The sequence below is a fragment of the Streptomyces lasiicapitis genome, assembly GCF_014646335.1.
GTDB lineage: Bacteria > Actinomycetota > Actinomycetes > Streptomycetales > Streptomycetaceae > Streptomyces > Streptomyces lasiicapitis.
In genome coordinates, this window is record NZ_BMNG01000007.1 from 388,918 (window position 1) to 409,955 (window position 21,038).

Annotated in this window: 21 protein-coding genes; 16 read left to right on the plus strand and 5 right to left on the minus strand. The window is 71.8% G+C overall.

The genetic code is table 11. The annotated features are described in order from the left end of the window. Positions 1–6: 6 nt before the first annotated feature. Positions 7–1,221: an MFS transporter gene (locus tag IEY91_RS18065; RefSeq protein WP_229697050.1), complete on the minus strand. Its 1,215-nt coding sequence runs from the start codon at positions 1,219–1,221 to the stop codon at positions 7–9. A 90-nt stretch (positions 1,222–1,311) separates the two neighbouring features. Between IEY91_RS18065 and IEY91_RS18070 the strand changes: the two genes are divergently transcribed. From IEY91_RS18070 to IEY91_RS18100, 7 genes are all read left to right on the plus strand, one after another. Beyond that, positions 1,312–2,073 carry a DeoR/GlpR family DNA-binding transcription regulator gene (locus tag IEY91_RS18070; RefSeq protein ID WP_189174767.1) on the plus strand — a complete coding sequence of 254 codons (762 nt, stop codon included), beginning with the start codon at positions 1,312–1,314 and terminating at the stop codon, positions 2,071–2,073. A 176-nt stretch (positions 2,074–2,249) separates the two neighbouring features. Beyond that, positions 2,250–4,067 carry a pectate lyase-like domain-containing protein gene (locus IEY91_RS18075; protein WP_189174768.1) on the plus strand — a complete coding sequence of 606 codons (1,818 nt, stop codon included), beginning with the start codon at positions 2,250–2,252 and terminating at the stop codon, positions 4,065–4,067. A 181-nt stretch (positions 4,068–4,248) separates the two neighbouring features. Next, positions 4,249–6,132, plus strand: a complete 1,884-nt coding sequence (locus tag IEY91_RS18080; RefSeq protein ID WP_189174769.1) for a protein-arginine deiminase family protein — start codon at positions 4,249–4,251, stop codon at positions 6,130–6,132. A 71-nt stretch (positions 6,133–6,203) separates the two neighbouring features. Then, positions 6,204–6,764 (plus strand): hypothetical protein, encoded by a 561-nt coding sequence (locus IEY91_RS18085; protein ID WP_189174770.1) that lies wholly within the window; start codon positions 6,204–6,206, stop codon positions 6,762–6,764. 111 nt (positions 6,765–6,875) lie between these two features. Continuing rightward, positions 6,876–8,213, plus strand: a complete 1,338-nt coding sequence (locus tag IEY91_RS18090) for a tetratricopeptide repeat protein (protein ID WP_229697051.1) — start codon at positions 6,876–6,878, stop codon at positions 8,211–8,213. 43 nt (positions 8,214–8,256) lie between these two features. Beyond that, positions 8,257–8,427, plus strand: coding sequence for a hypothetical protein (locus IEY91_RS18095; RefSeq protein ID WP_016643903.1), 171 nt, complete (start codon positions 8,257–8,259; stop codon positions 8,425–8,427). Between the two features lie 59 nt (positions 8,428–8,486). Beyond that, complete coding sequence (locus IEY91_RS18100) at positions 8,487–8,714, plus strand: hypothetical protein (protein ID WP_189174772.1); 228 nt, start codon at positions 8,487–8,489, stop codon at positions 8,712–8,714. An 84-nt stretch (positions 8,715–8,798) separates the two neighbouring features. Here IEY91_RS18100 and IEY91_RS18105 read toward each other — a convergent pair whose 3' ends face one another. Next, complete coding sequence (locus IEY91_RS18105) at positions 8,799–9,299, minus strand: hypothetical protein (protein WP_229697052.1); 501 nt, start codon at positions 9,297–9,299, stop codon at positions 8,799–8,801. A gap of 315 nt (positions 9,300–9,614) precedes the next feature. Between IEY91_RS18105 and IEY91_RS18110 the strand changes: the two genes are divergently transcribed. Both IEY91_RS18110 and IEY91_RS18115 read left to right on the plus strand, forming a co-directional pair. Then, positions 9,615–10,001, plus strand: coding sequence for a hypothetical protein (locus IEY91_RS18110; protein ID WP_164327578.1), 387 nt, complete (start codon positions 9,615–9,617; stop codon positions 9,999–10,001). 238 nt (positions 10,002–10,239) lie between these two features. Then, positions 10,240–10,704, plus strand: coding sequence for an SRPBCC family protein (locus IEY91_RS18115; RefSeq protein ID WP_164327577.1), 465 nt, complete (start codon positions 10,240–10,242; stop codon positions 10,702–10,704). 8 nt (positions 10,705–10,712) lie between these two features. Here IEY91_RS18115 and IEY91_RS18120 read toward each other — a convergent pair whose 3' ends face one another. Then, the gene (locus tag IEY91_RS18120; protein WP_189174773.1) at positions 10,713–12,245 is read right to left on the minus strand and encodes a helix-turn-helix domain-containing protein; all 1,533 of its coding nucleotides are present in this window, start codon (positions 12,243–12,245) and stop codon (positions 10,713–10,715) included. Positions 12,246–12,384: 139 nt separating this feature from the next. Between IEY91_RS18120 and IEY91_RS18125 the strand changes: the two genes are divergently transcribed. The 7 genes from IEY91_RS18125 (at position 12,385) to IEY91_RS18155 (ending at position 18,665) form a co-directional block, all read left to right on the plus strand. Beyond that, on the plus strand, positions 12,385–12,849 hold the full coding sequence (locus tag IEY91_RS18125; protein ID WP_189174774.1) for a hypothetical protein: 465 nt from the start codon (positions 12,385–12,387) through the stop codon (positions 12,847–12,849). Positions 12,850–12,969: 120 nt separating this feature from the next. Then, positions 12,970–13,704, plus strand: coding sequence for a thioredoxin-like domain-containing protein (locus IEY91_RS18130; protein ID WP_189174775.1), 735 nt, complete (start codon positions 12,970–12,972; stop codon positions 13,702–13,704). Positions 13,705–13,823: 119 nt separating this feature from the next. Beyond that, positions 13,824–15,080: a sensor histidine kinase gene (locus IEY91_RS18135; RefSeq protein WP_189174776.1), complete on the plus strand. Its 1,257-nt coding sequence runs from the start codon at positions 13,824–13,826 to the stop codon at positions 15,078–15,080. Then, positions 15,077–15,745, plus strand: coding sequence for a response regulator (locus IEY91_RS18140; RefSeq protein ID WP_189174777.1), 669 nt, complete (start codon positions 15,077–15,079; stop codon positions 15,743–15,745). The genes IEY91_RS18135 and IEY91_RS18140 overlap by 4 nt, the downstream gene beginning before the upstream one ends. Positions 15,746–15,857: 112 nt before the next feature. Next, positions 15,858–16,790, plus strand: coding sequence for an ATP-binding cassette domain-containing protein (locus tag IEY91_RS18145; protein ID WP_189174778.1), 933 nt, complete (start codon positions 15,858–15,860; stop codon positions 16,788–16,790). Further along, positions 16,787–17,554, plus strand: coding sequence for an ABC transporter permease subunit (locus IEY91_RS18150; protein WP_189174779.1), 768 nt, complete (start codon positions 16,787–16,789; stop codon positions 17,552–17,554). Before IEY91_RS18145 ends, IEY91_RS18150 begins: the two co-directional genes overlap by 4 nt. A 43-nt stretch (positions 17,555–17,597) precedes the next feature. Further along, entirely contained in the window at positions 17,598–18,665 is a 1,068-nt protein-coding gene (locus tag IEY91_RS18155) for an alpha/beta hydrolase (protein ID WP_189174780.1), read from the plus strand. 804 nt (positions 18,666–19,469) lie between these two features. On the opposite strand, the gene IEY91_RS18160 is transcribed toward IEY91_RS18155, so the two are convergent. Together IEY91_RS18160 and IEY91_RS18165 are read right to left on the minus strand one after the other, a co-directional pair. Further along, the gene (locus tag IEY91_RS18160; RefSeq protein WP_189174781.1) at positions 19,470–19,742 is read right to left on the minus strand and encodes a serine hydrolase domain-containing protein; all 273 of its coding nucleotides are present in this window, start codon (positions 19,740–19,742) and stop codon (positions 19,470–19,472) included. After that, positions 19,743–20,972 carry an FAD-dependent monooxygenase gene (locus IEY91_RS18165; RefSeq protein WP_189174782.1) on the minus strand — a complete coding sequence of 410 codons (1,230 nt, stop codon included), beginning with the start codon at positions 20,970–20,972 and terminating at the stop codon, positions 19,743–19,745. Positions 20,973–21,038 lie beyond the last annotated feature (66 nt).

Below are 21,038 nucleotides of genomic sequence, written 5' to 3' on the forward strand. Positions count from 1 at the left end.
AAGCGGTCAGTGGCCGCTGGACGCCATCTCGCTCTCGCGGGTGCGGACGGATCCGGTGCGCAGGACACCGGCGGCGACAGCGGTGGTCACACACAGCAGAGTCAGCAGGACGAAGGCGTGGTTGAGGGCGACGAGGTGGGTCAGCCAGCCGATGACGGCGGGGCCGGCGAGCATGCCGACGTAGCCGAGTCCGGCGACGCGGGAGACGTTGGCACCGGCCGCAGCGGGGTCGGCGTGCCCGGCAGCGCTGAACAGCTGCGGGACACAGCCGGACAGGCCAAGCCCGAACAGTGCCCAGCCGGTGAAAGCGGCCCACATCCACGGGCCGAGGGCCACGAGTGTGATGCCGACAGCTGCGGTGGCCGCGCCGTGGCGCAGGATCGCCGCGGAACCGAACCGTGCGACGAAGCGGTCCGCGAGCAGCCGGCCGATGGTCATGGCCGCGGCGAAAGTGCCGTACGCGAAGGCGGCCGTGCCGGCGGGCGCACCGAGGACGTCCTTCAAGTGCAGGGCACTCCAGTCGTTGGCGGCGCCCTCGCACAGCATGACCATGAGCGCCAGGACGGCGAGGAGCCAGACGCGTCCCTTGGCACTGCGGCGGGTATCGGCCGGTGACGCCTCGGCCTTCTCCGGGGAGCCGGATCCGGGGCTCTCGACAGCGGGAGCGGTGGGCAGCAGGGCACGCGCCGATCCGAGGGCGATCACGATGCCCATGGCTCCCATGGCGGCCATGCCCGCGGCCGGGTTCAGGCCGGCGCTCGCGGCGCCCGCTCCGGCGAGCGCGGCGAGGACACCTCCGACGGAGAACGTGGCGTGGAAACCCGACATGACGGGCCGGCCGTACGCCTTTTCCACGTGCACGGCGTGGGCGTTCATGCTCACGTCCAGGCAGCCGTTGCAGAACCCGAAGACCAGCAGGGCGCCGGCCAGGGTCCACGGATCCCGGGCGAGGCCGGGCAGGATCAGGGCCGCGCCGCACAGTATGCCGCCGGCGGGGACCACGACGCGGGCGCCGAGGCGGTCGGTGAGGGGGCCGGCCACCCGCATTCCGATGAAGGCCCCGAGCCCGAGCAGCACCAGCAGGCCGCCGAGCGAGGCGTGGCTGATGCCCACGCGTTCCTCGATGGCGGGGATGTGCACCACCCAGGTGCCCATCAAGGTGCCGCACAGGACGAAGTAGACATACGTCGCCACGCGGGCGGCTCGAAGCGAACGTTCCATGCCGCCCACCGTAACGAACATATTTACTGTTCGAAAGTCTCGAGAATGAACATCATGCATGCTTGATACTCGGTGGTGTTCAATCGCGGTATGAGCAATGCAGACCGGCACCGGCTGATCACGAAGGTCGTCAGGGACTCGGGCGGCGCCACGGTCCACGAGCTCGCGGAGCTGACCGGCGCCTCGGAGATGACCATCCGGCGCGACCTCGACACCCTGGCCGCTCAAGGCGTCCTTGAACGCGTCCGCGGCGGGGCGCGCACCCTGCTGCTCAGGGGCGAGGAGCCTCCCTTCGCGTTGCGCGCCCACGAGGCGGTCGCCGCCAAACAGCGGATCGCGGCCGAGGTCTCCGCACGCATCGCCGACGGCGAGAGCGTGCTGCTGGACAGCGGCACCACCTGCCTGGAAGTCGCCCGCCTCCTGCGCGAGCGGGCCGTCACCGTGATGCCCCTGTCCCTGCAGGCCATCCACCTGCTCGGTGAGACACCCGGTCCGGCCACGCTGATGGTGCCCGGCGGCCGGCCCCGCGCCGCCGAAGGCGCCCTCACCGGCCCTCTCACCCTGGCCTCCCTGGCAGCCGTGCGCTTCGACACCGCTGTCATCGGCTGCTGCGGGCTGACCGCGGCCGACGGCCTGACCGCCTACGACCTCGACGACGCCGCGGTGAAGAAGGCGGGCATCGCCTCCGCCCGCCGAGTGATCGTCGCCGCCGACGGCAGCAAACTCGGCCACACCGCCTACGCCTACGTCGGCCCCTCCACCCTCCTGCACGCCCTCGTCACCGACACCACCGCACCCGCCGACGAAGTCACCGCACTCGAAGGCACCGGCACCGCCGTCCAGAGCGTTTGACAGAGGACTCAACTCAGCGCCCTGACACAGGCCTTCGCTCGTTCAAGTTTTCACGGAACTCCGGTCGCTTCTCTTGACGCCGGATTCACGCGGATGAAGCATGCAACGGCAGAGAGCGCTCCCAACCCCTCATGTGTTCATTTCCTGAACCACCGAACCAGGAGAGTGCCCCCACCATGCCTCCTTCCCCCACGCCTCCCACCCCCGCCTCCCGCCGCACCGTCCTGGGCGCCGCCGCCGCATCCGTGCCCGCGCTGCTCGCCGTGGCGGGTCCGGCCGCCGCAGCCGGAGCGGCCCAGGCGGAACCGGCGGCAGCACCCGCCCCGCCCGCCAAGAAGGCGCCCCGCCTCCCCGGCGGCGGCGACCTCGGCCCCAACGTCATCGTCTTCGAGCCCTCCACCGGCGGCATCCAGGCCAAGCTGGACGAGATCTTCAAGAAGCAGGAGAGGGCGCAGTTCGGCACCGGGCGCTACGCGCTCCTGTTCAAGCCCGGCACGTATCAGGGCCTCAACGCGCAGATCGGGTTCTATACCTCCATCGCCGGTCTGGGGCTGTCCCCCGACGACACGACCTTCAACGGCGATGTCACCGTCGACGCGGGCTGGTTCGACGGCAATGCCACCCAGAACTTCTGGCGGTCCGCCGAGAACCTGGCGCTGATACCGGTCAACGGCACGAACCGGTGGGCCGTCTCGCAGGCCGCGCCGTTCCGGCGCATGCACATCCGCGGCGGGCTCAACCTCGCGCCCACCGGGTACGGCTGGGCGAGCGGCGGCTACATCGCGGACAGCCGCATCGACGGCGAGGTCGGACCGTACTCCCAGCAGCAGTGGTACACGCGCGACAGTTCGGTCGGCGGCTGGCGCAACGCCGTGTGGAACATGGTGTTCTCCGGTGTCGAGGGCGCGCCCGCGCAGAGCTTCCCCGACCCGCCGTACACCACGCTCCAGACCACTCCCCTCTCCCGCGAGAAGCCCTTCCTGTACGTGGACGGCGCCGAGTACAAGGTCTTCCTGCCTGAGCTGCGCACCAACGCCCGCGGGGTGTCCTGGGGCAACGGCACGCCGCGCGGCACCTCGGTGCCGTTGTCACGGTTCTACGTCGCCCGGCCAGGCGTGTCGGCGGCGACCCTCAACCAGGCGCTGGAGGAAGGGCTGCACCTGCTGCTCACCCCCGGGATCTACCACCTCGACCGGACGGTGGAGGTGCGGCGGGCCGACGCCGTCGTCCTCGGTCTCGGGTACGCCACCCTCATTCCCGACAACGGCGTCACCGCCATGAAGGTCGCCGACGTCGACGGGGTGCGCCTGGCCGGATTCCTCATCGACGCCGGCCCCGTCAACTCCCCCACGCTCCTCGAAGTCGGCCCGCAGGGCGCCTCCGCCGACCACTCCGCCAACCCCGTCACCGTCCAGGACGTGTTCATCCGCATCGGCGGCGCGGGCCCCGGCAAGGCCACCACCAGCATGGTCGTCAACAGCCGTCACACCATCGTCGACCACACCTGGGTCTGGCGCGCCGACCACGGCGACGGCGTCGGCTGGGAGACCAACCGCGCCGACTACGGCGTCCGCGTCAACGGCTCCGACGTCCTGGCCACGGGCCTGTTCGTGGAGCACTTCAACAAGTACGACGTGCAGTGGTACGGCGAGCGCGGGCGCACCATCTTCTACCAGAACGAGAAGGCGTACGACGCCCCCAACCAGGCCGCCATCCAGAACGGCGACATCAAGGGCTACGCGGCCTACCTGGTCGCCGACTCCGTGAACACGCACGAGGCGTGGGGCGTCGGGAGCTACTGCTACTACAACGTCGACCCCGGCATCGTCCAGCACCACGGCTTCGCCGCGCCCACGAAGCCCGGCGTGAAGTTCCACCATCTGCTGGTCGTCTCGCTGGGCGGCAAGGGGCAGTACGAGCGTGTCATCAACGACACGGGTGCGCCGACGTCGGGCACCGACACCATTCCGTCAAAGGTCGTGTCGTACCCCTGAACACACCCCAAGGAGGACGGGGCGGCAAGGCGGTAGCCCGACCGATGTAGTGGCGGCTTCCGCACACCGCAGGATGTAGCCCCCCTTGAGGCGGACGAAAATGGAAGCGGACATTCCCCGCACCTGCTTGCGCCCGCCTCAAGGAGGCCCTGTGCCCAAGGCATCGAGTCCATCGACTCCCATGAAATCCCACACGCTGCGGACCGCGGCCGCCGCCACCGTCACCCTCCTCGCCGCCACCGCCCTCGCCGGTCCCCCGGCCACTGCCCGGGACCAGCCGCCGCACGCGGACCTGAGCGCCGACGTCAACCAGGACGGCCGCGTGGACGTCACAGGTGCCTCCGACGAGGCCGGCGAGGACGCCTGGCGGCCGGGGCGCGGGGCGGTGTTCCTCGCGAACGTCGACGACGACTCCCGCCGCTGCCGGATGCGCCCCGGCGACCTGGACCGCGCCGATCCGGCCGTCGACACCCGCCTCGCGGCCTGCAACGACGCGGCGGACGAGCGGGTCAACGGGCCGCGGGACACGGCCGATCTGGCGCCGTTGCGCATTCCGCCGACGGCGGTGGGCGACACGGCCACGGGCCACGTCGAGGTGCCCGCGGCGCAGCGGCCGTACGTCCGGCTGTTCGTCAAGCGCGACGGAAAGCTGCGTGTGCTGCGCGGTCCCCTCACCGCGCGCGAACTGCGTGCGGGGGTCGAACTCGCCCTGGAGGGACGCGACATCGTACGGGACCCGCGGCGCTGGAACGGCGAGGTCGACGTGACCCTCACGGTGCGCGGCGGCGAGGGACGCACCGCCTCAGATGCCGTCGATCGCGTACGGCTCAAGGTGGCTCCCGTGCTGTTCCAGAACGACCTCCAGCGCGCGCAGAGCGTCTTCGCCGCCAAGCCCGGCCCCGATAGCGACGCCATCCCCGGGCCGGGAGGCGGCGGCAACGGCCACAAGCCGCGCGAGTGGCGGCCGTTCGCCTCCTCGCTGCGCGAGGCGGCGCGAGCCGCAGGCCTGACCAGCCGCGACGTGACCTTCACAGCCGGTACCCAGCAGTGGTGGCGCGACATCTGGCGGCAGGACATGGTGGAGCCCACGGTGGCGAGCGTGCCCGCGCCCGGCGGCCGGGTGCACACCATGCGCGTCATGTTGCGTACGCCGATGCGGTGGACGGCGCCCGAGGGTGGGAAGACCACGTTGAGCCGCTCCGCCCGCCTGCTGTTCCGTGACTTCCGTGGTCCGGACGTCGGCGTGGTGCAGCAGTTCACACCCGGCCGCGAGCCGAACGGCCTTGACCTGCAGAACGCCACCGGCAACTTCGAGTCGCTGCCGCCGTACGCCGGTCATCCGCAGGGTCGGGTGCTGTACGGCACCGACCCGCAGCGGCAGCCCGACGCGTCCTTCGTGAAGATGATCGAGGCCCAGGGCCGGCAGCCCTCCCTCACCATCGACACGTCCTGGTTGCTCGTCGGGCACGTGGACGAGACGGTGCACGTGGTGCGGGCCGACAACGAGCGGGGCTGGACCCTCGCCGTCGCCGACCCCCGCCAGGCCGTGGAGCTGCTGCGGCGTACTCAGCGTGCGGGCGAGGGCGGGCAGCGGATGTTCGCCGCCACGACCCTGCCGGACAAGCCCACCGTCGACGAACTCCTCGACAACGACGGCTTCCACGCCGACAACGAGAAGGCCGCGCGCCACATCGACGGCCAGATCCGCGTCCTGCTGAAGGAGACCGGCCTGCACCGCAGCGAGCTGGTGCGCGTGCCCGTCCTGTACGCGATGGCCACCGTCCGCCCGGACATCCCCAAGGGCGCGGTCGCCCTCTCCCCCAGCATCGCCAACGGCCTGTCCCTGACCAGTCGGGACTACGCCGCACCCGATCCCCACGGCCCTCGCCTGCGCGGCCGCGACCTGTTCCGCGCCGCGACCGAGAAGGCGCTCGCCGGGGGCGGGGTGCGGGTGCACTGGGTGGAGAACTTCGCCTGGGCTCACCGGGCCGGCGGCGAGGTGCACTGCGCGACGAACGCGCTGCGGGACACGTCCGGGGCGAGGCGGTGGTGGAGCACGACATAGAAGCACGACATAGAGTTGCTCCCTTTGACGTCGATTGACGCTGACCTCTGAGCTAGGAGCTCTTCTTGTCCATGCGTACGCATCTGACCCTGGCGGCCGGGGCGGCCCTCGTCGCCTGCCTCGCCGCTCCCGCCACGGCCTCCGCGGCTCCCGCGGCCGAGCGGGTCGCCCCGTCCGTGCGGCAGCAACTGCCCGTAACGGAAACCGTGGTGACGGAGGGTCAGGTCAAGGAGGCAGCACCGGGCGGCGTCATCCGCTACCCCAGCGTCACCAGCTGCCTGACCGTCACCGTGCACCTGCGCTCCGGCGGAGCCGTGGCCGCGCACGCGAGCCTCTTCCAGGTGCCGGGCGAGCTGCGCTCCGACCAGATCCTCGGCCGGATCAAGAGCCTGGTCGGGGATCGCACGGTGACGGCCGTGGACGTGAAGGGCGCGGTCGGCGCCTGGCATCCCGGCTACTTCACCAAGGCGATCGAGAGCTACGGCGAGGGCGAGCAGGTGCCCGTGCCCGAGGGCCAGGACTTCGCCGGGCTGACGTCCGCCGTGGCGGGCGGGCTCGGTGTGCCGACGGCGTCGGTGACCGTGCGGGACGTGCCCGACGGCGACCAGGTCGTGGAAGTCCCGCAGGGCTGACCCCGTCCGGGTCGCCGTGGTGTCCGGTCTCCCGCCACGGGGCAGAGATCACTGCGGCACGAGGCGACCCGTCGGGAGGACACAGTGGTCACGGACCGGCACGCGCACACGATGACACACACCGACGCCGACGCCGTGCGGCACTACGAGCAGGCGCTGGAACACCTGCTCTACTTCCGCGAGGAGGTCGTGGCGGAGGCCGGGGCGGTGCTCGACACCTCGCCCCGCTCCGCCATGGGGAACGTCTTCGCGGCGTACCTCGGCCTGCTGGGCACGGAGGAGCGGGACGCGGCCGAGGCGGCCACCGCGTTCGAGATGTACCGCGCGGACGTGCACGCCGCCGACCTGACGCCGCGTGAGCGCATGCATGTCGAGGCCGCTTCGCTGTGGCTCGACGGCGACATGCACGCGGCCGGCCGCGTCCTCGCCGAGCTCGTCGTGGCCCACCCGAGGGACGCCCTCGCCCTCGCGGTCGGCCACCAGATCGACTTCTTCACGGGCAACGCCGTGCTGCTGCGCGACCGCGTCGGCGGCGCCCTGTCCGCCTGGGACACGGACGATCCGCACTTCGGCCTGCTCCAGGGCATGTACGCGTTCGGTCTGGAGGAGGCCGGGCACTACACGCTCGCCGAGCGCGCCGGCCTGGACGCCGTGGGCCGCAACGCGCGCGACGTCTGGGGCATCCACGCCGTCGTACACGCCTATGAGATGCAGGGGCGGTACGAGGACGGCATCCGCTATCTCGACGCCCGCGCGGACGACTGGTCGTCCGGCAACTACCTGAACGTGCACAACTGGTGGCACTACGCCCTGTACGTCCTCGAGACGGGCCGCACGGACAAGGTGCTCGCGGTCTACGACTCCGCCGTGCACCGCGACGGTTCGGGCGGGGCGGCGATGGAGCTGCTCGACGCCGCGTCCCTGCTGTGGCGGCTGTACCTCGCGGGCACCGACACCGGCGACCGCTGGGCGACCCTCGCCGACGCCTGGGCGCGGCGGGGCGACGGCGCCTACTACGCCTTCAACGACGTCCACGCCGTCATGGCCCACGTCGGGGCCGGCCGCCTGGCCGACGCCGAACAGCTCATCCGCGACCGGGAGGCGTGGCTGCGGGACGCCGGGTCCGGCCGCCCGGGCCTTTCCAACGTACCGATGACCGCGGAGATCGGGCTTCCGGTGTGCCGGGCCCTCGTGGCGTACGGGCAGGGGCGCTACGCCGACGCCGTCGACCTGCTGCTTCCGCTGCGGCACCGCGTGCACACCTTCGGCGGCAGCCACGCCCAGCGGGACGCCGTACAGAAAACCCTGGTCGAGTCGGCGCTGCACGCCGGGCGCCACGACCTGGCGCGCACGCTCCTGAGCGAGCGCGTCAACCTGCGGCCTCGCTGCCCTTACGACCAGGACGCGTGGGCGCGTCTCGCGAAGGGGATCAGGGCCCGGCCGGTGTGAAGCCGCCGCTCGGGGGCACTCGGGGTGGCGGAGGTTGATAGACATGGTTCCGTTGCTGATCGTTCTACTGCTCGCACTCGTGCTGTTCGGCGCGGGTTTCGCCGTCAAGTTCCTGTGGTTGGTGGCAGCCGTCCTCATCGTGGCGTGGCTGCTCGGCTTCGTCGTACGCCCGGCCGGACACGGCGGGCGCAGGGGGCGTTGGTACCGCTGGTGAGAATCCCGTACGGGAGGCCGCATCGCACCAGTTCACCCGACTCGAAGGAGTGCTGAACCATGACCCAGCGGACGCACGACGTGAAGGCCAGGGCCGCCCACACCACGGAACAGGCCAAGGCGATGGCCGGCCAGGTCGGCGACATGATCCAGGAACAGACGCCTGAACTGCTGAAGCAGCAGGCGGGCCGGGGCGCCGAGGCGGCGCGCAACAACCGCGTCCTGCTGCTGGCCACCGCCGCGGGTGTCACCGCACTGTGGCTGCTGTTGCGGCGCAAGGAGAAATGAGGCGCGCACTGGTCGCCGCGCCGCGATGATGCGCCGTCAGCCCGACTCGATGGCGTGCCGTCGGTCCGGCCCGATGACGTGCCGTCAGTTCGACACGATGTGGAGGATGGCCGTGCCGTCCTGCCCGCCCGCCATCTGGATCACGACGGCGTCGGGCTGAGCGCTCGGCCGGCCGTCCCCCACGCCGCCGCAGGAGTTACCGCTGCCGTTGCTGCGGAGCACGGTGATGCAGCCCTGCCCGGGACCACTGGCCCCGCCCTTGGACCGGCCGCTGCCCGACTTCACCGCGTACTCGACCTTGTTCGGGCCGACCTCGGTCACCGTCAGCGTGGCCTGACCGCGGGGGCCCTTGAAGCGGACCGTCACCGGATCGGAGACCGCGACCTCGCAGTCGCCGTCCGCACAGGCGCCGACGTCGTCCCCGTCCGCCGCCGACACCGAGGGCTTCGCGGACGCCGACGGACTCCCCGAGGACTGCGCGGCACTGGACTTCGACCCGCGCTTGCCCGACGCCGCCTTCCCGTCCGACTCGTCCGAACCGCCGCAGCCGACCGCCGCCAGAGCGGTCAGGACCGCCAGCACCACGCCCGCTCCCGCCCTGCCCACGCGGCGCGTACGACACCTACGCGCCCCGCGCGCCCGGTCTGTCCCTGTAGTCACGGCAAGCATGCTCCCGTACCCCTGGCCGGACGCGGTCAGCGAAGGCCTGACCTGCACGGACGCTCCGCATCGCCTACACGGCCCGTCCACGCCGAGGCGCCACGTCACCACTAGAGTTCTCAGATGCCCGGAGGCGGTTCCACAGCCCCGGGCTCTCTCGTGCGCCGCCCTCCCGGAGCAGCTCCGCCCGGGCCCGGCGGACAGCGACAGCACGTCGAACAACCTTCTAGGGGAAAAGACTTGAAGCTCATACCCATGCGCCGTGCGGCCACCCTGGTGCCGGCCGGCGTCGCCACCTTCTTCGCGGCCAGCATCCTCGTCGCGCCCGCGGCCCACGCCGATGCCGCGAAGGGCTGCGCGGGCGGATACGCGAAGTACACCTCCAAGGGTGACTTCCTGTATGTGAAGGACCGCAAGGCGGACGGGCGCACGGTCTTCATCAACCTGACCGGCCCGGGCGGCTTCGCCATGTACGAGGTACTGCGAGGGGCCGGCAAGTCCTTCACCTGGGACCTGGACCGCCCGGAGGGCAAGACGAACAAGATCGTCATCTCCCTCGTCAAGGGCAAGTCCACCGACGACGACAGCAACTGGAAGCACTGCGCGACCTTCAAGTTCCGCACCTGAGCGACTCCGTGCACGTCCGACCGGTGCACTGCTGAAGTCCGGTGATGCGGCCCGCCATCCGTCGATGGCGGGCCGCATCCCGTTTCCGGGCGTCCTCACTCCTCGATTCACACCGAGGGCGACGGCGGGGGTGTTCTTCCGCTCTCGCGGGTACCCGGGCGCTGTGCCACGCAGGCACGACGCCCAAGCACGACGAACAGACCAGGTCCGCGTGCGCGGACCAAGAGGAGGCACGCTGATGAGCACGGTCACGGAGACGGTGGACGTCGAGGTTCCCGCTCGCACTGCCTACAACCAGTGGACACAGTTCGAGGAGTTCCCGCGCTTCATGGAGGGGGTGGAGGAAGTCGTCCAGCTCGACGACCGGCGCAACCACTGGATCACCAAGGTCGCCGGGGCGCGCAGGGAGTTCGACACCGAGATCGTCGACCAGCTCCCGGACGAACGCATCGCCTGGCGTACGACCAGCGGCGACATCAAGCAGATGGGCATGGTCCGCTTCCAGTCCCTGGACGCGTCCCGCACCCGGGTGGAGCTCGTGATGGAGGTCGAGAGCGAGGGCTTGGCGGAGAAGGCCGCCGAGACGGTCGGCATCATCGACCGCCGGGTGAAGGGCGACATGCGGCGGTTCAAGGAGTACATCGAGGGCCGTGCGCGGGAGTCGGGGGCCTGGCGCGGCCGCATCCGGCCCGAGGACATCTGACCTCCGGCTTACGGCCTCTCGCCTTCCGGCATTCTGTGGGGCTCGCCGACGGTGTACGTGTCCTTGAGCTTCACCTCGGTCACCCCGCGCCCCTCCGGGAAAACGGCCCGCCAGTCGCCGATGACGTGCAGTTCGTCAGTGCCCATCGCGCGGACGACGGTGAGGCCCTCGTCGTACGCCTTGAACGCCTTCATCCAGAGGTTGGAGAAGGCCTGGGAGCGGATGAGGTGCATCCAGTCGGGGCGGTAGAGCTCGCGGTTGTAGTTCGACTCCCCCATCGTGGAGACGAACTTCGAGTACATCGCCTTGACGTACTCCAGCGTCACCTCGTCGTCCGCGGCGATCGCCTGGTCACGGGCGTCCTTCAGCGCGATACGGAACTTCTCCAGGAGGTTCTCCGTGGCGCCGGAGGTGAACGACTCGTGGATCTCCGGCGCCTCGCACAGCCCGTACTTCGGTCCTGACAGGCGCAGCAGCAGGCGGAGGGTGGGTTCGGTGACCCACAGGGGGCCCGGTTCGTCGCGGTTGCCCAGGGGGTTGGGCAGGACCTCGTCGTGGTGCCAGTCGGGCGGGGTGATCAGGTGGACGCCTGCGCGGCGGTTGTCGTGGTCGAAGCCGGTGGAGTGCTCGAGCTGGCCGATCGGCAGGTGGGTCTTGAGGGCGGAGAGGTAGGCGCCGTTGATGTCGAGCGCGGTCACCTCGTGGGCGCCGGGCGGCAGCTCGCCGCGGGTCCACTTGGGGCGCGCCTCCCAGATGCGGTCGGCGCCCCGGGCCGTCTGCTTGCGCAGGATGTCGGGCACCCAGGGGTGGGCCACGACGTCGTAGCGGGCGCCCTTGCGGGTCTCGTCGAGCAGCGCCATGGCGTCCGGGATCGCGCGCTTCAGCAGCGCGGCGGTGGCGGCGTCCACGTCTCCTGCGTGTTCGGCGAGTGCCGCGGCGACGGCGTCACCGATCAGGTCGGGCATTTGGGAGGCGGCTTGCGCGCGGCGTCCTACGGGCACGACCTTCATACCTCGGCCGGGGCTGCGGACCAGGCGTTGCGGGGTGGTGGGGGTGGCTGGCGTGGCGGGAGTGGCTTCCGGGCGGGGTGCGGGGCTTGCGGGAGCGGCGGGCTGTTGCGGTGCGGGGGCGGCGCACTCGGCGGGGTCCAGGTGCTGCGGGTAGCCCTCGACCTGGTGGTGTGCGGGCTGTCCGCACAGTACGCAGGGGCGGGGTTCGGCGAGTTCGGACTGGTCGTCGGTGTCGAGGGCGGGCTCGGGCTGCGCCGACGGCGGCGCCACCGGGACCTCCGCAGCGTTCGCGCGGTGCTTCTCCTCCGCCTGCCGCAGGAAGTACACGTACCGGCTGCGCAGTTCCCCGCTGGGATCGCGACCCGCCTCCCACGCCGCGAGCGTCGACGAACTCACCCCCATGGCGCGAGCCACCTGTGCCCGCGACAGGCCCAGCACGTCACGCAGCTCTCGGCGCCGCTCGGCGGGCGGCAGCGGGGTGGCGTCGGGCGCGGCCGCGAGCAACGCGTCGATCGCCTCGAATTCACTCACGGCGCTTCTCCTGGCTGGGGCATGGGCACGGACATGGGCTCGGCATGCCCCACTCTACGAAGCCTGCTCAGCCTCGGTGGACAGGCCAGGGGCACACCGGAGCTGTGGCGGTCACGAGGTGGACGTACTATCTGCGGCCATGGCCATAGGCATGCGGGACACGCGGGGCGGCACGGGACAGGCCGTCCGTCGCTGTGCCGTGCTCGCCTGCGCCCTGGCCTCGGTCCTGGCCGTGCTGTGCGTGTGCTTCGGGTCTCTGACACACCACGAGGACGACGGCGCCGACGGGCCGGCGTCGTCCTCGTACATGACGGACATCGCGAACTCCGAGGCAACACCGGCGCTCCCGCTGTCGCACTCACCGTCTCCAACTCTGGCGCCAGCAAAGCCCCCTGCCCTCACCCACGACTGCCCGCCCAGCGAACGCTGCGCCGCCAGCACGCACCAAGCGGCGCTCACGCTCCCGGCACCCGAGCCCCCGGCCCTCCTCGCCGACAAGCAGTCCGTACGCCCCCGGCACACCCCCACCGCGTGGCCGACGCCCCGCTGCCCCACGCGTAAGCACGCCCCCGACCTCCACGTCCTCCAGGTGCAGCGGACCTGAGAGCGGCCCCGCGCGTCCGAGAAGTCCGAGAAGTTCGAGAACCGGCGCGCGCACCGCCTCCCATCCCTCCTGCGACCACCGCCGCGCCCCGTGCACGGCGGGGACAAGGACATCACCACCATGAGCACTTCCAAGTCCGGCAAGTCCGGCAGATCCACCAAGTCCTCGCGCCCCTCCACTCCCAAGAAGGGCACGAGTTCCAAGAAGGGCACAAACGCCGCGACCGCCGCCGAACGCAAGGCCCGCATCCAGGAGATGCGCCGCGCCGAGCAGGCACGCGACCGCCGCAACCGCGTCTTCACCATCACGCTGAGCGTCGCCGTGGTCGCGGGCCTCGTGGGCTACGGCTCGTACGCGCTGGTGGCGTACAACGACAAGCAGGAGAAGCAGGACGCCGCGGCATCGGACCCGGTCAGAGGCGAGAAGATCTGGGACGCCAAGAAGCTCGGCCGCAATCACGTGGACAAGACCGTCGACTACCCCATGACCCCAGCGGTCGGCGGCGACCACGCACAGGCCTGGGCCAACTGCCAGGGCAACGTGTACGACAAGCCGGTCGGCAAGGAGAACGCCGTGCACTCCCTCGAACACGGCGCCGTCTGGATCACGTACAACGACAAGGCCGCGGCCGCTGACATCAAGCGCCTGAGCGGCAAGGTCAGCGGGACGCCGTACACGCTGATGAGCCCGGTCAAGGAGCAGAAGGGCGCCATCACGCTCACCGCGTGGGGACGCCAGCTCTCCGTCACCAAGGCGTCCGACCCGCGGGTGGACCAGTTCCTGGACAAGTACGTCCAGGGCGCGCAGACACCCGAGCCCGGGGCGGCGTGCACCGGGGGCGTCGGGGCTGCCTGAGTCGGCCCACGGCCGGTGTGGCGGTCCGGTGCCGGACCGCCACACCGGCCGAAGGGACGGGCTCTCGCTACTCCAGCGGGCGTATGCGCGTCCTCCGCCCGCCCCCTACCGTGAGACACGTGACGACCTTCGCCCCGCTCATCGCCAGGGTCAGGGCGCTGCCGCCACTCGCCACGGACCTGCTGGTGGTGGCGGTGGTCGGGGTGTTCACGACGTCGGACGTGGCGGTCAACGATCCCGCGTACCGGCAGGCCGACTGGTTCACCTGGCTGCTCCTCGTGGTCTCCCTGGCCGCGCTGGCGTGGCGGCGCCGGTGGCCTGTGCCCGTCGCCGCGGTGACCGGGGCGGCGTGTGCGGGCTGGGCGTTGTACGGACACATCGGGGAGCTGCTGAACCTGCCGTTCATCGTCGCGCTGTACACGGTGGCGGCCCTCGGCGACCGGCGGCGCACGGTGTGGACGGGGCTCGTCGTGGCCCTCGCCTCCGGCGTGGTGGCGCTGATCGTGGGCCGGGACGTCGTGAACCCGCAGGGGCTGCCCCTCCTTGAGATGCTCTGGCCGCTGGTCCCGCTGCTTCTGGGTGAAGTGGTGCGTACGCGACGGGAGTTGCTGGACGCGTACGCTGCCCGCGCGGCCCGTGCCGAGGCCGACCGGGAGCGGGAGGCGGAGCGCCGGGTGCACGAGGAGCGGGTTCGGATCGCGCGCGAGCTGCACGACATCGTGGCGCACACGGTGGCCGCGATGACCGTGCAGGCCGGGGTGGCCCTGGACGCGTTCGACGCCCGGCCCGAAATGGCGCGCGGGGCCATGCGCCAGGTACGGCTTTCGGGCAAGCAGGCCGTGCGGGAGCTGCGGGCCACGGTGACCGTGCTGCGGGAGCCGGACGGCGAGTCCGCGGCGCCCGCGCCAGGACTCGACCGGCTCCCCGAGCTGGTCGGGCGGTTCGAGGGGAGCGGGGTGCGGGTGGCCCTGCGGCAGCAGGAGGGGGTGGCCGGACAGCTCGCGCCGATGGCCGAGTTGGCCGCGTACCGCATCGTGCAGGAGGCGCTGACCAATGTCGTGAAGCACTCCGGGGCCCGGCACGCGGCTGTCTCCGTGGAAGTCCGGGACGGCCGCCTCGTGGTGGAAGTCGTCGACGACGGCGCGCCGTCCGTGGTCGCGCCGGGCGGCTTCGGGCTGATCGGGATGCGCGAGCGGGCGACCGCGGTCGGCGGCACGGTGAAGTGCGGGCCGGTGGCCGGAGGCGGTTTCCGGGTCCGGGCCGCCCTCCCGGTCCGCGACACGGCCGGAGCGGCACCCGGCGCGGGCACGCCGCCGCTCCCGGTCGGAGACACCGCCCCACCACGGGAGCGACACATGGACGGAGAACGGCCGTGACCGTGCGAGTGGTGCTCGCCGACGACCAGACCGTCGTCCGCGCGGGCTTCCGCGCCCTGCTCGACCTCACCGACGACCTGGTGGTGGTCGCCGAGGCGCCCGACGGGGAACGGGCCGTCGAGGCGGTGCGCACCACCAGGCCCGACGTCGTCCTCATGGACATCCGCATGCCCGGCGTCGACGGCATCGAGGCCACCCGCCGCATCGCCGCCGACCGGACCCTCGACGGCGTGCGCGTGCTCATGCTCACCACGTACCAGGTCGACGCCTACGTCTTCGAGGCGCTGCGACACGGCGCCGCGGGCTTCCTCCTCAAGGACATCGAGCCCGACGACCTGCGCGCGGCGGTCCGCACCGTCGCGGCCGGACAGAGCCTGCTCGCCCCCGCGGTCACCCGCTCCGTGGTGGAGGAGTTCGCCCGCCTCAAGGCGCCCGAGGCGGCCGGCGCCGAGCGTCTCGCGGCTCTCACCGACCGCGAACGCGAGGTGATGGCGCTGGTCGCGGCCGGGCTCAGCAACGAGGAGATCGGCAAGGCGCTGATCATGAGCCCGCTGACCGCCAAGACGCACGTCAGCCGCGCGATGACGAAGCTGGGCGCGCGCGACAGGGCCCAGTTGGTGGTCCTCGCATACGAGACGGGTCTCGTCAGGGCCGGGGAGCGCTGAGCCAGGTCGTCGTGCGGGGGCGCCCGGAGGACGTACGACTGCTCCCGCGGGAGTAGCGCCCGACTCCCGGCGGCGGATGTCGCCCGGCCCCGTTCTCCCTAGCGTCGAGGGCATGATCGAGGCAACGGAACTCACCAAGCGGTACGGCGACAAGACCGCCGTGGACCGTCTCACCTTCGCCGTGCGGCCGGGCCGCGTGACCGGCTTCCTCGGCCCCAACGGGGCGGGCAAGTCCACCACCATGCGGCTGATCCTCGGCCTGGACGCCCCCAGTTCGGGCCGGGTGACCATCGGCGGCCGGCGCTACGCCGACCTCGCCGCGCCCCTGCGCGCGGTCGGTTCGCTCCTGGACGCCAAGGGTGTGCACGGCGGCCGCTCCGCGTACCAGCACCTGGCCGGGCTCGCGGCGAGCAACAACATCCCGCGCCGCCGTGTCGAAGAGGTCCTTGACCTGGTCGGCCTGCCGCCCGCCACGGCCCGGCGCCGCGCCAAGGGCTTCTCGCTCGGCATGGGCCAGCGCCTGGGCATCGCGGCCGCGCTGATCGGCGACCCCGAGGTGCTGATCCTCGACGAGCCGGTCAACGGCCTGGACACCGAGGGCATCCGCTGGATCCGCGACCTGATGAGATCCCTCGCCGCCGAAGGCCGCACCGTCTTCCTCTCCAGCCACTTGATGAGCGAGATGGAGCTGACCGCCGAGCACCTCATCGTGATCGGCCGCGGACGGCTCATCGCGGACACCACGACGCACGACTTCATCACCGCCAACTCCCGCGCCCATACGCTCGTCCGCTCCCCGCGGCCCGAGCGCCTGCGTGCCCTCCTTGAGGCCAGGGGCGCCACCGTCGCCCTCGCCGCGACCGGCGCCCTGCGCGTCGAGGGCCCGGACCCCGCCGTCATCGGCGACCTCGCCCGCGACCACGGCCTCGCGATCCACGAACTCACCCCCGCCCGCTCCTCGTTGGAGGAGGTCTACACGGCCCTGTCCCAGGACGCGACCGAGTACCGGGCCGCCGCACAGCACCCCGAGGAGGCCCGGCGATGACCACGCCCACCCCTGCCCGCGCGGGCTACCCGCAGGCGTTCACGTACGAATGGATCAAGTTCCGCAGCGTCCGCTCCACGGTCTGGACGACGCTCGCGACCGCCCTCGCCCCGGTCGTGGGCGCGGTGTTCGTGGCCGCGACCGGAAGCCTGCGGGCGGACGACACCGTGCTCGGCGGCAGCCTCACTCTGTCCGTCGTCGCCCAGATGCTGGCGGCCGTGGTCGGCGCGCTGCTCGTCACCGGCGAGTACGGTAGCGGCACCCTGCGCACGACCTTCACGGCCAACCCGCGCCGCGCGACCGTCCTCGGCGCGAAGGCGACGCTGATCGCGAGCGTGATGTACGCGGTGGGTCTGCTCTCCTGCACGGTCGCCTTTCTGCTCGGTGACGCGTTGCTGCCGTCCGGCAAGTACGCCCAGGGCGAGCCGTTTCCGGCGCTGTTCGGTGTCGCGGGCTGTTTCGCCGTGGCGGGTCTGCTCGGTCTCGCGGTCGGCACGCTCGTACGCCACTCGGCGGGTGCCGTCACGACCGTCATCGGGCTGCTTCTGCTGCCCTCGCTCTTCGGGCCGCTCTTCGGCGACGCCCGGCGCTGGGTCGCGGGGGTCTCGCCGACCGCGGCGCTGGAGAAGCTGACGCAGACCTCGGACGCCACCGCTGATGCCGTCGGCAGCCTCGGCCCGTGGCCGTCGTTGTGGCTGGTCGCCGGGTACACCGCGGTGCTGCTGCTCACGGCTGCGGGCGTGCTGCGACGCAGGGACACCTGACGTTCCTCCTCCTCACCCCTCCCGCCGCCGAAAGGGCACGCTCATGCGCAAGAAGTCTCATCTCCGGTCCCTGCTCGCCCTGTTGCCCCTCATCGTCCTGCTCCTGCCGGGAAAAGCCGGTGCCGGTGGTCCGGCCGCCGCCGAGGAGGCGCCCGCGAGCACGCTCAAGGCCGCGCCGGACGGCGCCCGCGTGATCGCGGAGCGGCAGCTCGGCCCGCGCCTGCGCGATCTGACGGTGTCCTCGCCCGCGCTGGGACGCGACGCGAAGGTCCGGCTGCTCACCCCGGAGGGCTGGGAGCGGCGGCAGCCCCAGGACCGCTGGCCCGTGCTGTATCTCCTGGTCGGCGGCGACGGCAACCACAAGGCCTGGACGGAGGACTACGCCTCCCGTATCCAGGAGCTGCCCCACCTGCGCGACGTCCTGGTCGTCATGCCCGAGATGCCGCTGTTCGGCTTCTACACCGACTGGTTCAACGGCGGCGGGGGCGGCCCGCCCGCCGTCGAGACCTTCCACCTGGACGAGGTGCGTCCCCTTCTGGAGCGCGGCTACGGCGCCGGGACGCGTCGCGCGGCCGCGGGCGAGTCGCAGGGCGGGTTCGGTGCCCTGTCGTACGCGGCGCGTCACCCCGGACTGTTCCGCGCCGTCGCGAGCTACAGCGGCTTCGTGCACCCTTCGCGTCACCCGCACGCGATCAAGGCGGGGATGACGTACCTGGGGCTCGACTGGCGGGCACTGTGGGGCGATCCGGTCATCGACCGCGCCAACTGGCGGGCCCACGACCCCTATTACCTCGCCGACCGCCTGCGCGGAGTCCCCGTGCACCTGTCCGCCGGTGACGGCACCGCGGGCCCGCTGGACCCGCCCGGTGTGGAGCCCGACCCGGTGATCCCTGGCCTCGAGGATCCCGCGGACCCCTTCCCCGAGGACGCCGTCTCCCCTACCGAGACACTCATGGCGCGCCAGTCCCGGGCGCTCGCCGACCGCCTGCGCTCGACCGGCGTCCCGGTGACCACCCACTTCTACGCGGGTACGCACTCTCCGCCGTACTGGGCAAGGGAGTTCCACCGGTCCCTGCCGATGCTGCTGCGCGCACTCGCACCGGCTTCCTGACCGCCGCCCCTCCGCCGCCGCCTCGCGGCAAGGCCTTCAGCCCGCGGACGGTGACCGCAGCCCGCACCACCGCCAGCGCACAAGCCAGCGCGGTCACCCCGACCAGCAACTGCCCCAAGTCGGGAGCGAAGAGGCGCACTTGGCGGAGGCCGGCGCCCATCAGCTCCGGGGCCAGGAAGTACGCCGCGGCGGCCAGCGACAGGCTTCCCGTCACGGCGAGCACCCCGCCCACCAGCGCCCGGCGCCGACTCCGCGTCCGGCCTGCGCGGGGACGTACGAGCCGGAAGACCGACCACGCCAAGGCCGCTCCCAGCAGCGCGGCGACGGCCACGAGTGTCGCGAGGGACTGCCCGAACCACGCGGCGGTGGCACCCGGTTCGGGCTCGGCGCCGAGGAGGATGCGCAGGGCGCCCAGACCCGTGGACACGAAGACGTCGTCGTTCTGGGTGCCGTAGATGTTCTGCTGCACGACGACGGCGAACCGCTTCTCGGGAGCGAGCACGACGATGGCCTGATAGGCGGGCGTCGCACCGCCGGCCCAGACCACGCGGGCGTCCAGGTCGCCGAAGGAGTCGTCACGCCAGGCGAAGCCGTACCGCTGCTTGTCGTGCACCGGCACGGTTCCGGTGTGCGTCTGACGGATCGCCTTCTGGGACAGCACGTCCTGTTTCGCGCCCAGTTGGACGGCGGCCAAGCGGCTCATGTCCTCCAGGGACGCGCCGAGGTAGCCGTAGGGGACGCCGGAGGTGTCGAAGGCGGGGCCGTAGCGCTGGGGACTGCCGAAGTAGTAGCGGTGGCCGGCTGCTAAGCCGCGGCGCTGTAGCGGTGCCGCTCCCCCGGCGGCCCGCTCAGGGGAACCCCGACCAGGCTCCGCGCCCTGCGCTCGACACCGCCCGGCTCGTTGTCCCCGCGGTCGGACCGCTCAAGACCCTCGCGTTCGGAGATGCCGCTGGTCTGGTTGGGCGTTCGGGACGTGATCGGGGCCCCGTTCCCGTCACTCCCCCAGGTGCGCCGATGGGCCACCTCGTCGCCCCTGACGACGGCATAGGCCGACCCGGGCGCCTTGGTGCGCTCCATCTACCTGGGCGCCAACGCCCGCGCGTGGACGGCCCGTGCGAGCTTCGGGCCCAGCCAGCGCTTGAGGCGGCGCAGGGCGTTGAGGCGGCCGACGGCCCTGTCGAGGCCGTAGTAGAGGTGGGGCGGGACGTGCGGCAGCAAGGGTGAGTGGCGCTGGCCCAGGAGGGCGAACATGCGGTGCGGGGGCAGCTGGATGTAGCGGGGCAGGTGCTCGTACCACTGAGCGCTGAAGCGGGCCGCGCTCTGGATCGACAGGAGGGCGGACTTCCGCTCCTGTTCGTACGCGGCGAGGGCGAGCGGCAGGTCCGTGTGCTCGCGCAGCGCGCCCGCGAGCACGATGGCGTCCTCCAGGGCCAGGGTGGTGCCCGCGCCGATGGAGTAGTGCGTGGTGTGGGCGGCATCGCCGAGCAGGACGACGTTGTCGCGGAACCAGCGCCGGTTGGTGAGGGTGCGGAAGGTCAGCCACTGGGGCCTGCCGTCGCCGGCGGGGCGGCCGATGAGGCGGTGGCCGTCGAGCAGGTCGGCGAAGAGCTTCTCGAGCACGGCGAGCCCGTCCGCCTCACCGGCGCGGTCGAGCCCGAGGCCCGCCCAGGTCTCGGGGGCGCACTCGATCACGCAGGTGCTGCCCTCGGCGCCGTAGCCGTACGCGTAGCACCAGACCCAGCCGTGCTCGGTCTCCACGAAGGAGAAGGTGAAGGCGTCGAAGACCTTCGTGGTGCCGAGCCAGATGTAGTGGTTGCGCCCGGCCTTGACGTCGGTGCCGAAGTGGTCGGCGTCGCGGGTGCGCAGGCCGCTGTGCAGTCCGTCGCCCGCGACCACGAGGTCGGCGTCGCCGGGCAGTTCGTCCGAGGTCATCTCGTGGGCGAACTCAAGGCGTACGCCGAGGTCCCTGGCCCGACCCGCGAGGATCTCCAGGAGCCGGTGGCGCCCGATGCCGAACCCCTCGTCGCCCTGATGACGTGTCGTCAGGTCACGTGCACCGTCCCGCACATGGGCGACGCCGTCGCTCCAGCGGACCGAGTGCTCCTCGACTGCGCGCGCCGACTCGGGGTCGTGCGCGCGCAGCTTGTCGAGGAGCCCGCGCCAGTACGTGACGCCCCAGCCGTACGTCGAGCCCTCGGGATTGCGTTCGTACACGGTGATCTCGGCGGACGGGTCCTGCCGCTTCAACAGGATGGAGAGATACAGGCCGGCGGGCCCGCCTCCGACGCAGACGACCTTCACGCACACCTCTCCACGGTTCTGTGGGCTGCTACACGGTTCCATGGCCGCTCTGCGGCGGCGCCATGGCTGCCG